The organism is Actinoplanes sp. NPDC051851 (assembly GCF_040681165.1).
Lineage (GTDB): Bacteria > Actinomycetota > Actinomycetes > Mycobacteriales > Micromonosporaceae > Actinoplanes.
Genome location: NZ_JBFAYF010000024.1, coordinates 103,866 through 115,494, shown reverse-complemented (window position 1 = coordinate 115,494; position 11,629 = coordinate 103,866). Strand labels below are relative to the sequence as shown.

The window sequence follows — 11,629 nt, the reverse complement described above, 5'->3', positions numbered from 1 at the left end:
TGGCCATCAGATCGGCGGGGTCGCCCGGCCCTGCATGGCCTCCCACACCCGGCTGGGGGTGAGCGGCATGTCGGCGTGCCGGATCCCGTACGGCTTCAGCGCGTCCACCACCGCGTTGACGATCGCCGGTGGCGACCCCACGGTGGCCGACTCCCCGACGCCCTTGGCCCCGATCGGGTGGTGCGGCGACGGGGTGACCGTGTATCCGGTCTCCCAGTCGGGCGTCTCCAGCGCGGTGGGGATCAGGTAGTCCATCAGCGAGGCGCCGAGGCAGTTGCCGTCCTCGTCGAACGCGATCATCTCCATCAGCGCCATCCCGACGCCGTCCGCGAGTCCGCCGTGCACCTGGCCCTCGATGATCATCGGGTTGATCCGGGTACCGCAGTCGTCGACCGCGATGAACCGGCGCACCTTCACCTCGGCGGTGCCCGGGTCGACGTCGACCACGCAGATGTACGCGCCGTGCGGATAGGTCAGGTTCGACGGGTTGTAGCAGATCTGCGCCTCGAGGGCGCCCTCCAGCCCGTCCGGCAGGTCACCGGCGCCGTGCGCGCGCATGGCGATCTCCTGGATCGTCACCGCCCGCCCCGGGTCGCCCTTGACCTGGAAACTCCCCTTCACCCACTCCAGGTCCGCGACGGTGACCTCGAGCATCGCCGAGGCGATCAGCTGCGCCTTGTCCCGGACCTTGCGGGCCACCAGCGCGGCGGCCGCGCCGGAGACCGGGGTGGAGCGGCTGCCGTACGTCCCCAGCCCGAACGGCGTGTTGTCGGTGTCGCCGTGCACCACGTCGATGTCGTCCGGCGGGATGCCCAGCTCCTCGGCGACGATCTGCGCGAACGTCGTCTCGTGCCCCTGGCCCTGGGTCTGCACCGAGAGCCGGACCACGGCCTTACCGGTCGGGTGGACGCGCAGCTCGCAGCCGTCGGCCATGCCCAGCCCGAGGATGTCCATGTCCTTGCGCGGACCGGCGCCGACCGCCTCGGTGAAGAACGAGATGCCGATGCCCATCAGCTCGCCGCGGGCCCGCTTCTCCGCCTGCTCGCGGCGCAGTTCGTCGTACCCGGCCATCTCCATGGCGAGGCGCATGGTGGGCTCGTAGTCGCCGGAGTCGTACACCCAGCCGGTCTTGGTCTCGTACGGGAACTGCTCGGGTTTGATGAAGTTCTTCAGCCGCAGCTCGGCCGGGTCCATCTCCAGCTGGTAGGCGAGCACGTCGACGATCCGCTCGACCAGGTAGACCGCCTCGGTGATCCGGAACGAGCAGGCGTACGCCACCCCGCCCGGCGCCTTGTTGGTGTAGACCGCAGTCATCTTGCAGTACGCGGCCTCCAGGTCGTAGCTCCCGGTGAAGACGCCGAAGAACCCGGCCGGGTACTTCACCGGCGCCGCGGTCCCGTTGAACGCACCGTGGTCGGCGAGCACGTTGGTACGGATCGCCAGGATCCTGCCCTCGCGGGTCGCCGCGATCTCCGCGCGCATGATGTAGTCCCGGGCGAAGCCGGTGCTGATCAGGTTCTCCGAGCGGTCCTCCATCCACTTCACCGGCTTCCCGGTGACGATGGAGCCGACGATGCTGAGCACGTAGCCCGGGTAGATCGGCACCTTGTTGCCGAAGCCGCCGCCGATGTCCGGCGAGATCACCTGGATCTTGTGCTCCGGGATGCCGGCCACGATCGCGTAGAGCGTCCGGTGCGCGTGCGGCGCCTGGGTGGTCGACCAGAGCTTGAGCTTCCCCTCGACCGGGTCGAAGTCGGCGACCGAGCCGCAGGTCTCCATCGGCGCCGGGTGCACGCGCGGGTAGACGATGTCCTCGGAGACGACCACGTCGGCCGCGGCGAAGACCCGCTCGGTCTCGGCCTCGTCGCCGGTCTCCCAGTCGAAGACGTGGTTGTTCGTCTTGCCCTGCAGGTCGTCGCGGATCAGCGGGGCGTCCGGGGCGAGCGCCTGACGGACGTCGATCACCGGGTCGAGGACGTCGTACTCCACGTCGATCAGTTCGAGCGCGTCGCGGGCCTGGTAGCGGTCCTCGGCGACGACGAACGCGACCTCCTGGCCCTGGAAGCGGACCTTGTCGGTGGCGAGCACGGCCTGGACGTCGTTGGAGAGCGTGGGCATCCAGGCGAGGCCGAGGCCCTTCAGCGCCTCGCCGGTGACGACCGCCTTGACGCCGGGCGAGGCCTCGGCCGCGCTGGTGTCGATGCTGACGATCCTCGCGTGCGCGAACGGCGACCGGAGGATCGCGAGGTGGAGCATGCCCGGGAGCTGGACGTCGTCGGTGTACCTCCCCCGGCCGCGGAGGAACCGTGGGTCCTCTTTGCGCAGCATGCGGCCGTAGCCGACGGGCTTCAGGTCGTTGGTCATGACTTCACCGCCTGATTCTCAGCCGCCCACTTCACCGAACGGACGATGCTGGAGTAACCGGTGCATCGACAGATTTGCCCGGAGATAGCCTCACGAATCTCTGCGTCGCTCGGGTCCGGGTTGCGGTCGAGCAGCGCGCGGCAGGTCATCAGCATGCCGGGGGTGCAGAAGCCGCACTGCAGGCCGTGGCACTGCCGGAAACCCTCCTGGATCGGGTCCAGCTCGGCGCCCTTGGCCAGGCCTTCCACGGTACGCACCTCGTGGCCGCCGGCCATCGCGGCGAGCACGGTGCACGACTTGACGGGCTCGCCGTCCAGCCAGACCACGCAGGTCCCGCAGTTGGACGTGTCGCAGCCCCAGTGGGTGCCGGTCAGCGCGAGCGTGTCGCGCAGGAAGTGCACGAGGAGCGTCCGGCCCTCGATCTCCCGGGTGACCTCGTCACCATTGACGATCATCGTGACCCGCATCAGCCCTGTGCCCTCTCCACCGCGCGCCGCAGCGTCCGCTTGGTCAGCTCGTTCGCCAGGTGGCGCTTGTACTCGGCGGTCCCCCGCTGGTCGGTCGCCGGGTCGCAGCTGTTCGCGGCGATGACACCGGCCGCGGCGTACAGCTCCTCCGACGGCGCGTGACCATGCAGCGCGGCGGAGATCTCCGGGATGCCGGTGGTGTTCGGGCCGACCGCGGCCAGCCCCACCCGGGCGTCGGCGATGGTGCCGTCCTCGGCGATCCAGACCGCGGAACCGGCCGAGACCACCGCCCAGTCACCGGCGCGGCGCTCGACCTTCGCGTACGCGCTGCCGCACTTCTCCGGCTTGAACGGGAAGCGGATCTCGGTGAGGATCTCGTTCTCGGCGACCGCGGTCTCGTACGGCCCGACGTGGAACTCCTCCATCGAGACGACCCGCTCGGCACCGCCCGGCCCGCGGATCACGCAGCTCGCGTCGAGCGTGGTGCAGACCGCGGAGAGGTCCTCGGACGGGTCGGCCTGGCAGAGCGAACCGCCGAGCGTGCCCCGGTTGCGGACCACCGGATCGGCGATCACCCGCTCCGCGTCCCGGAAGATCGGGAAGACCGCGGCGAGTTCGTCGGACTCCAGCAGCTCACGGTGCCGGGTCATCGCGCCGATCCGCACCTCGTCGCCGGTGAACCGGATGTAGCCCAGTTCGTCGTGCAGATCGTTGATGTCGATCAGATACTCGAAGTTCGCCAGCCGCAGCTTCATCATCGGCAGCAGGCTGTGCCCGCCCGCCACGAGCCGGGCCGATCCACCCAGTCGTTCCAGCAGACCGATGGCCTGTTCCACGCTGGTCGCTCGTTCGTACTCAAACGGAGCCGGCACCTGCACCCTCACACCTCCTGGATTAGCCGGTGACCCTCCGCCCCCTCAGATCCAATGTCAACAGCTACCTAAGCGATCTATTAATCTGCCGTTGACGAGCAGCAAGGTCATCGCCGATCGTGCTCGGATGCGGGAGATCGCCGGTCAACTGGCCGCCTGGCGTGCCGAGGGCACGGCCTTCGCGGTGGCCACCGTGGTGCACACGTGGCGGTCCGCTCCGCGACCGCCGGGCGCCGCGATGGCGGTCAGCGAGCACGGCGAGGTGGTCGGCAGCATCTCCGGCGGGTGCGTGGAGGGCGCCGTCTACGCCGCCTGCGAGGAGGTCATCGAGACCGGAAAACCTCAGCAGCTCACGTACGGCGTCAGCGACGGCGACGCGCTCTCGGTCGGCCTGACCTGCGGCGGCACCATCGAGGTGCTGGTGCAGCCGGCCCTGGAGGGCATCGACGCGGTACTCGATCTCGTGGAGACCGGCCGCCCGGTCGCCACCGCCTCGATACCCGGCGCGTTCCTCGCGGTCGCCGGGGACCGGGTCACCGGCACCCTCGGCGACCCGGAACTGGACCGGTCCGCCGCCCAGCAGGCCGCCGGTCACCTGGCGCACGGCACCACCGCGATGGTCCAGGCCTGCGACCGCGAGGTCTTCGTGCAGTCGTACGCTCCCCCGCCCCGGATGCTGGTCTTCGGCGCGATCGACTTCGCCGCCGCGGTGGCCCGGATCGGCCGGTTCCTCGGGTACCGGGTGACCGTCTGCGACGCGCGCCCGGTCTTCGCCACCGCGGCCCGCTTCCCGGAGGCGGACGAGGTGGTCGTCGCCTGGCCGCACCGGTACCTCGCCGCCACCGAGGTCGACGAGCGCACCGTCATCTGCGTACTCACCCATGACCCGAAGTTCGACGTGCCGCTGCTGGAGGTGGCCCTGCGTACCCCCGCGGGGTACATCGGCGCGATGGGCAGCCGCCGTACCTGCGCCGACCGCGTCACCCGGCTCCGCGCCGCCGGGCTCGCCGAGACCGAACTGTCCCGGCTGCGCGCCCCGATCGGCCTCGACCTGGGCGCCCGCACCCCGGAGGAGACCGCCGTCGCGGTCGCCGCCGAGATCACCGCCCTGCGCTGGAACGGCTCGGGCGCCGCCCTGAGCGACCTCTCCACCCCCATCCACGGCTCCTGACCGCTCCCGCCGGGCCGCCGTCGCCGTGCCGCGGCCCGGCGACACGCCTCACCCGGTGCCTCGGGTACCCCTAGGGGGTATGGGTGTAGGGTGGTGGTGACGATCCGACGAGAGGACTTCACCATGGCGACCACGACCTACTCCGTCACCGGCATGACCTGCTCGCACTGTGCGAACGCGGTCACCACCGAGGTCAGCGCGCTGCCCGGCGTCACCGCGGTCGAGGTCGACGTCCCGGCCGGCGCGGTCACCGTCACCAGCGACACCCCGCTCGACGAGTCCGCCGTCCGGGCCGCCGTCGACGAGGCCGGATACGAGCTGGCCGGCGTCAGATGAGGACCTGGGCGAAGCTCACGGCGTACGCCGGAAGCTTGGTCTTGATCTTCGGTGTCGCGATCGGGGCGGGTCGCCTGCTGGATCCGGACGAGACGCCCACGGTCGCGCACCCCAGTCACTCCGCCGAGGCCGGCGAGCACGCCGGGCACACCGGTGCGGCGGTCCAGGCGGGCGGGCTCCAGGTCACCGACGACGGATACACGCTGTCACCGGTGACCGCCGAGCTGACCCCGGGTAGGGCGCAGACGGTGCGCTTCCGGATCATCGGCCCGGATGGCAAGCCGGTCACCCAGTTCACCGGCGACCTGCACTTCATCGTGGTGCGGCGCGATCTCGCGGACTATCACCATCTCCACCCCACGATGGCCGCCGACGGCACATGGTCGGCACAGGTCACCGTGGGTGAGGCCGGTCAGTACCGCGCCTTCGCCGACTTCCAGCCGCGCGCCCGCGCCGAGGGGTACGTGCTCGGCGTCGACCTGCCCGCCCCCGGCGACTACCGGCCGCGGACGCTGCCCGCCGCCGGCTACTCGGCCACCGTGGACGGCTACACGGTCACGCGGGCGGGCGACCCCTCCGCGACCGGGGCGGGCTGGCTGGCGATCTCGGTCAGCAGGGACGGGACGCCGGTCACGCTGGAACCGTACCTGGGGTCGTACGGCCATCTGGTCGCGCTGCGCGAGGGTGACCTCGCCTACCAGCACATGCATCCGCAGGAGGGCACGGTCGCCGGGCCGGACCTGGCCTTCGCGGCATCGGTCCCGTCGGCCGGGACCTATCGGCTCTACCTGGAGTTCCGGCACGGCGGGAAGGTGCACCTGGCCGAGTTCACCGCCACCACGTCCGCCGGCCACGCGCACAGCTGAGAAGGAGGCTGCGATGATCACCTCTCCGCAGCTCATCGAGCTCGAGATCGGCGGCATGACCTGCGCGTCCTGCGCCTCCCGGATCGAGAAGAAGTTGAACCGGATGGACGGGGTCACCGCCACCGTCAACTACGCCACCGAGAAGGCGTCGGTCACTGTTCAGGGTGAGGCGACGGCCGCCGACCTGATCGCTACGGTCGAGAAAACCGGATATACGGCGAAACTTCCTACTGAAGTTGAAGTGCCAGAAACATCGGATCCGCTTCGGGACCGGCTGCTGATCTCGGCCGTGCTCAGCGTCCCGGTCGTCCTGCTCGCCATGGTGCCGGGCTGGCAGTTCGACTACTGGCAGTGGCTCTCGCTGACCCTCGCCGCGCCGGTCGTCACGTACGGTGGCTGGCCGTTCCACCGGGCCGCGTTCACCAACCTGCGGCACGGCGCCGCGACCATGGACACCCTGGTCTCACTCGGCACGCTGGCCGCGTTCGGCTGGTCACTCTGGGCGCTCTTCTTCGGCACCGCCGGGATGACCGGAATGGTCCACCCGTTCGAGCTGACCATCGCGCGCAGCGACGGCGCCGGCAACATCTACCTGGAAGCCGCCGCCGGGGTCACCACGTTCCTGCTGGCCGGGCGGTACTTCGAGGCCCGCGCCAAGCGCCGCGCCGGTTCCGCCCTGCGCGCGCTGCTCGAACTCGGCGCCAAGGACGTCACCCTGATCGAAAACGGCACCGAGACCCGCGTGCCGATCGACCGGCTCGCCCCCGGCCACCGTTTCGTGGTCCGCCCCGGCGAGAAGATCGCCACCGACGGCGTGATCGAGGACGGCGCCTCGGCGGTCGACCGCTCCCTGCTCACCGGCGAGAGCGTCCCGGTCGAGGTCTCCCCCGGCGACCCGGTCACCGGCGGCACGGTCAACGCCGGCGGCCGCCTGATCGTCCGGGCCACCCGGGTCGGCGCCGACACCCAGCTCGCGCAGATGGCCAGGCTGGTCGAGCAGGCCCAGGCCGGGAAGGCCGAGGTCCAGCGCCTCGCCGACCGCATCTCCGGCGTCTTCGTCCCGATCGTGATCGCCCTGGCCGTCGCCACCCTCGGCTGGTGGGTGGGCACCGGCGCGGGCTGGTCCGCCGCCCTCACCGCCGCGGTCGCCGTCCTGATCATCGCCTGCCCGTGCGCCCTGGGCCTGGCCACGCCGACCGCCCTGCTGGTCGGAACCGGTCGCGGCGCCCAGCTCGGCCTCCTGATCAAGGGCCCCGAGGCGCTGGAGCAGACCCGCCGCGTCGACACCATCCTCCTCGACAAGACCGGCACGGTGACGACCGGAACGATGACGCTCGCCGCCGTCCACCCCGCTCCCGGCGTCGACCGGGACGAGCTGCTGCTCTACGCCGCCGTCGCCGAGTCCGGTTCCGAACACCCGATCGCCCGCGCCGTCACCACCGCCGCCCCCGTGCCCGCCGCCCCCTCCGTGCCCGCCGCCCCTTCCGTGCCCGCCGCTTCGTCCGCGCCCGCCGCTTCGTCCGCGCCCGCGTCCTCTCCTTCCGCAGCCGTGACCGCGGCTTCCGTGCCTGCCGGGCTCCAGCCGGGCGATTCGCTCACGCTGAGTGATTTCGTCAGTTTCGCGGGCTTGGGGGTACGCGGAAAGGTCGGCGCCCGCTCGGTCCTCGTCGGGCGACCCGCCCTGCTGGAGCGCGAGGGCTGGACCGTTCCCGATCAGATCGCGGCCACCGCCGCCGCGGAGGAGGCCGCCGGCCGCACCGCGATCGTCGCCGGCTGGGACGGCGAGGCCCGCGGGGTGCTCTCGGTCGCCGACGCGATCAAGCCGTCCAGCGCCGCCGCCGTCGCCGGGCTCCGCCGCCTCGGCCTGACCCCGATCCTGCTCACCGGCGACAACGAGCGGGTGGCCCGCGCCGTGGCCGCCGAGACCGGCATCGACGAGGTGATCGCCGAGGTCCTCCCCGCCGACAAGGTCGCCGTGGTGGAACGCCTGCAGAAGTCCGGCAAGGTCGTCGCCATGGTCGGCGACGGGGTGAACGACGCCGCCGCCCTGGCCCGGTCCGACCTGGGCCTGGCCATGGGCACCGGCACCGACGTCGCCATCGAGGCCTCCGACCTCACCCTGGTCCGCGCCGACCTGACCGCCGCGGTGGACGCCATCCGCCTCGCCCGCCGAACCCTGCGCATCATCAAGAGCAACCTGTTCTGGGCTTTCGCCTACAACCTGGCCGCCCTCCCGCTGGCCGCCGCGGGCCTGCTCAACCCGATGATCGCCGGCGCCGCGATGGCCTTCTCCTCGGTCTTCGTGGTCGCCAACAGCCTCCGCCTCCGCCGCTTCACCCCGTCCACCTGAGGTCATGGCTGCCGGCCAGCCCCTGCCCAGCCCTTGCCGGTCAGACCCTGCCGGTCAGACCCACCGGACGGCGGTGGGCTGGCGGTCCGGGGTGCCTCGGCCGGTCCGGCTGGCGCTCCGAGGTGTCTCAGCCCGGCCGGCTGGCGGTCCGGGGTGCCTCAGGCGCTCCGAGAGACCCCTGAACGCCAGCCACAAAGATCAAACCCGCAGTTGATCATGAAAAGTCGATCACGCCCGGTGTCAGGAGGCGAAGGCCTGGAACTCGCCGACGTAGGTCCAGGCGTCGTAGGAGGAGTTGGCGGCGCAGTCGGTGGCGGTGCGCGGGTCGCTGTCCTTCTCGCCCATGTAGCGGGGGTTGGCCGTGCACTGGTTGGTCAGGGCGACCATCCGCAGGTGGGTGGCGAGCGTCGGGCGGATCGTGAAGGACTTCAGGAGCAGGTCCGGCGGCTTGGGGCGGAAGTTCCCGCTGTCGAAGGCGTCGTCCGGGCTGGTGTAGACGGTGGTGTAGGCCTCGTCGGTGGTGCAGTCCGCGCCCGTCGCCGCGTTGCAGGCCTGGATCTCGAAGCTGCGGACGCCGGCGAACATCCCGCCCGGTGTGTAGTACTGGTAGGGGAACGCACTCAGCTGGACCCGGGAGATCAGCGTGGGATCGTCGCCGGCCAGGTCGATGTTCGCGTCGCGGACGGGGCGGTCCCAGACCCAGGTGGTCGACTCGGTGTCGTCGCCGAGCGCGCCGGAGAAGCCGCCGCCGTCGACGACCGCGCCGTTCGCCGTCGACGCGAGGTTGCGGGGCATCACGACCGCGATCGTGCTGGTGACGCCGCCGCCGTACACGGTCTGGGTGAACCGCTTCGCGCCGAGACCCGGGCCGACGGCCAGGAAGCGGTAGGTGCCGGGCGTGACGATGAAGGTGTCCGGCAGGTCGGTGTCCGGGTCGGTGTCGGCCACCGGGGTCGCGCCCGCCTCGTAGTCGCCGATGTAGAGGCGCACCGGCCTGCCGGAGGCGTCACCGCCCGGTTTGAAGGTCAACTGCAGGTTCTCACCGTACGGCGAGGCGAAGGAGGCGGTCGGGTCCGCGCTCCACGCGTCGCTGGTCGCCCCGGCGCCGAGTCCACGCCGGGCGAAGGCGTTCCAGAGCAGGTCCGCGTTCGCGCCGTCGAAGCGCAGCAGGTCCGCGGTGATCATGTTGTCCCGCATGTCGACCATGCTGGGTTCGCCGGTGCCCTGCAGCAGGAACGAGTCGAAGACCAGCTGGATCCAGCGACGGTTGCCGGGGCAGGAGTCGAGCGTCTGGCAGTCGCCGTACGAGTACCGGTTCAGCATCGCCTCGCGGACGTCCCAGTTGGCCGCGCTCCAGATCTCCCCGTCGGCGTGCTCCTCGGTGTAGCCGTTGTAGCCGTAGTCGGTGTAGTTGAGCGGGCTGGCGCTCATGTCGTAGTTCCGGATCCCGGTCTGCGTGTCACCGGACACGTAGGCGCCGAGCACGTACGGCGTGACCCCGGAGGGCCGGGCGTAGCTCTCCCAGAGGTACTCCATGGCGATCAGGTCGGACCAGCTCTCGCCCATCGCCCCGCCCTCCTGTGACGAGATGCCCTCCTCCGGCCCGGCGATCATGCGGTTCGAGATGGCGTGGCCGTACTCGTGGGCGATCACGGTCATGTCGAAGTCGCCGTCCACGCAGGGTGCGTAGCCGCGGCCGGCGACCGGCTGCCAGAGGTACATGTTGGTGATGCCGGGTATCCCGTCCGGCGCGGTGATCTGGTTCGCGTTGTTGCGGACGTCGGTGGTCGCCGCCCCGGACTGGGCCAGGCCTAGTTCGGCGTCGCCGCCCTCGCCGTACCCGCTGGTGTTGACGTACTGCAGGTTCCAGGTGGCCTCGGTGAAGCCCAGGCCGTAGGACCAGTCGTGCATCCGGTTGTGCATCGCGAAGAGGTTCGCCATCGCCGCGTCACTGTCGGCGGCGGCCTCCGAGGTCAGCGCGGCCGGGTCGCAGCCGCTCGCGTTCCACTGGTTGGTGAACGGGTACGTGTAGTCCCGGGTGGCGCTCGGCTCGGACGTGGCCAGCGAGCCGTCCCGCCAGTAGCGGACCGTCTGGGCGCTGTTGCCGATCGTGGTACGCGTCGGCGTGCCCTCGACCGCGGTCTGGTCCCAGGCGTGCCCGGTCACCGGGTCGACGGCGGTCTCGGCGCAGCCCGCGGCGGCCGTGCCGCACCAGAGTTCCCTGGTGTCCGCGCCGGTCAGGCCCGGTGCGTTGCGGAAGACCGACCACGTCGGGTTCTCCTCGTCGAAGTCCACCAGGTTCACCCGGACCAGCACCGAGCCGTCCCGCGCGTCGACGTACGTGGTGTACCCGAGCGGGTGACCGGGGTCGTCGCCGACCGCGACGACCTCCCAGGCGGCGCGCGGGTCCTCGCCCGGCATCGGCACGGCGACCTCGCGGACCCGGGACTCCCGCACGTGATCCGGCGCGATGCCCGCGTCGGCGAGCGCGATCGCGGTCGCGTCGTCCGCGCCGATGACGGCCGGTGCCGGCGCGCCGGTGTCCGGGGAGAGCGACGCGCTGACCCGGAGCACGTCGCCGTCCTTCACCGTGACGGCGACCTGGCCCTCGAAGGCGGCGGGGAGGCCGCCGAACCGCTGCCGCAGCAGGACGACCGCACCGCTGCCGACCGGCGTGACGGCGATCGTCTCCAGGTCGCCGACGTCGTCCGCGGCGAGCGAGAAGGTGGCGCGGCGATCGGTCAGGAAGGCGCGGGCGACGGTCTCCGGCGTGCCGGCCGGGCCCTCGGCCAGCACGCCGCCCGTGGTGCGGAAGAGCGACGCCGGGGTGCCCAGGTCGTTCCAGCGGGTGACGTCGGCGTCGCCGGCGAGCGCGCGGCGGGCGGCGACGGCGGGTGGCCGGTTGTCGACCAGGGAGTACTCGTCGCCGGAGGCCGGAACGGGGGTGGGAGTCGGCGCCGCGGGGGCCGCGGGGGCCGGAGCCGGGACGGCGACCAGAGCCGGGACGAGGGCGAGAGCGGCGAGCGCTGATGTCCGCACCCGAGCACTCTTTCATAGATGCTTGTCGATTGCTATGGCGCGGGGCCACACTCCGGCGCTCCGATCGTACGAAATAAGAAAGAAACCTATCTTGACCGGCCCCACGGAGATCGGCCACGCTGTGAGAGCGCTCTCCCGTCTCATCCCCCCTCGTGAAGGGAGCT

Annotated in this window: 8 protein-coding genes; 4 read left to right on the top strand and 4 right to left on the bottom strand. The window is 71.4% G+C overall.

The genetic code is table 11. From position 1 onward, the window contains the following. Positions 1-6 precede the first annotated feature (6 nt). The 3 genes from AB0M08_RS23215 to AB0M08_RS23205 are packed head-to-tail and all read right to left on the bottom strand — an operon-like array spanning position 7 to position 3,703. Positions 7-2,364, bottom strand: coding sequence for an aerobic carbon-monoxide dehydrogenase large subunit (locus AB0M08_RS23215; RefSeq protein WP_364496749.1), 2,358 nt, complete (start codon positions 2,362-2,364; stop codon positions 7-9). After that, positions 2,361-2,831 carry a (2Fe-2S)-binding protein gene (locus tag AB0M08_RS23210; RefSeq protein WP_364496746.1) on the bottom strand — a complete coding sequence of 157 codons (471 nt, stop codon included), beginning with the start codon at positions 2,829-2,831 and terminating at the stop codon, positions 2,361-2,363. The genes AB0M08_RS23215 and AB0M08_RS23210 overlap by 4 nt, the downstream gene beginning before the upstream one ends. After that, a complete protein-coding gene (locus AB0M08_RS23205) occupies positions 2,831-3,703 on the bottom strand; it encodes a xanthine dehydrogenase family protein subunit M (protein ID WP_364496743.1) in 873 nt (290 codons plus the stop codon). The genes AB0M08_RS23210 and AB0M08_RS23205 overlap by 1 nt, the downstream gene beginning before the upstream one ends. 91 nt (positions 3,704-3,794) lie before the next feature. Here AB0M08_RS23205 and AB0M08_RS23200 point away from each other — a divergent pair, with 91 nt between their 5' ends. The 4 genes from AB0M08_RS23200 to AB0M08_RS23185 all read left to right on the top strand — a co-directional run bounded on the left by AB0M08_RS23200 (position 3,795) and on the right by AB0M08_RS23185 (position 8,426). Further along, the gene (locus AB0M08_RS23200) at positions 3,795-4,874 is read left to right on the top strand and encodes an XdhC/CoxI family protein (RefSeq protein ID WP_364496740.1); all 1,080 of its coding nucleotides are present in this window, start codon (positions 3,795-3,797) and stop codon (positions 4,872-4,874) included. Between the two features lie 123 nt (positions 4,875-4,997). Continuing rightward, the gene (locus AB0M08_RS23195; protein ID WP_364496813.1) at positions 4,998-5,210 is read left to right on the top strand and encodes a heavy-metal-associated domain-containing protein; all 213 of its coding nucleotides are present in this window, start codon (positions 4,998-5,000) and stop codon (positions 5,208-5,210) included. Further along, positions 5,207-6,076 (top strand): hypothetical protein, encoded by an 870-nt coding sequence (locus AB0M08_RS23190; protein ID WP_364496738.1) that lies wholly within the window; start codon positions 5,207-5,209, stop codon positions 6,074-6,076. The genes AB0M08_RS23195 and AB0M08_RS23190 overlap by 4 nt, the downstream gene beginning before the upstream one ends. A gap of 13 nt (positions 6,077-6,089) precedes the next feature. Continuing rightward, positions 6,090-8,426 carry a heavy metal translocating P-type ATPase gene (locus AB0M08_RS23185; protein WP_364496735.1) on the top strand — a complete coding sequence of 779 codons (2,337 nt, stop codon included), beginning with the start codon at positions 6,090-6,092 and terminating at the stop codon, positions 8,424-8,426. 240 nt (positions 8,427-8,666) lie between these two features. Here the strand turns inward: AB0M08_RS23185 and AB0M08_RS23180 are convergent, their stop codons facing one another. Continuing rightward, positions 8,667-11,465 (bottom strand): M36 family metallopeptidase, encoded by a 2,799-nt coding sequence (locus tag AB0M08_RS23180; RefSeq protein WP_364496732.1) that lies wholly within the window; start codon positions 11,463-11,465, stop codon positions 8,667-8,669. Positions 11,466-11,629 lie beyond the last annotated feature (164 nt).

What these genes read in the sequence shown, in the direction of transcription:
- AB0M08_RS23195 (WP_364496813.1), top strand. Translation starts at nt 4,998, where the DNA reads ATGGCGACCACGACCTACTCCGTCACCGGCATGACCTGCTCGCACTGT.
- AB0M08_RS23215 (WP_364496749.1), bottom strand. Translation starts at nt 2,364, where the DNA reads ATGACCAACGACCTGAAGCCCGTCGGCTACGGCCGCATGCTGCGCAAA.
- AB0M08_RS23185 (WP_364496735.1), top strand. Translation starts at nt 6,090, where the DNA reads ATGATCACCTCTCCGCAGCTCATCGAGCTCGAGATCGGCGGCATGACC.
- AB0M08_RS23190 (WP_364496738.1), top strand. Translation starts at nt 5,207, where the DNA reads ATGAGGACCTGGGCGAAGCTCACGGCGTACGCCGGAAGCTTGGTCTTG.
- AB0M08_RS23210 (WP_364496746.1), bottom strand. Translation starts at nt 2,831, where the DNA reads ATGCGGGTCACGATGATCGTCAATGGTGACGAGGTCACCCGGGAGATC.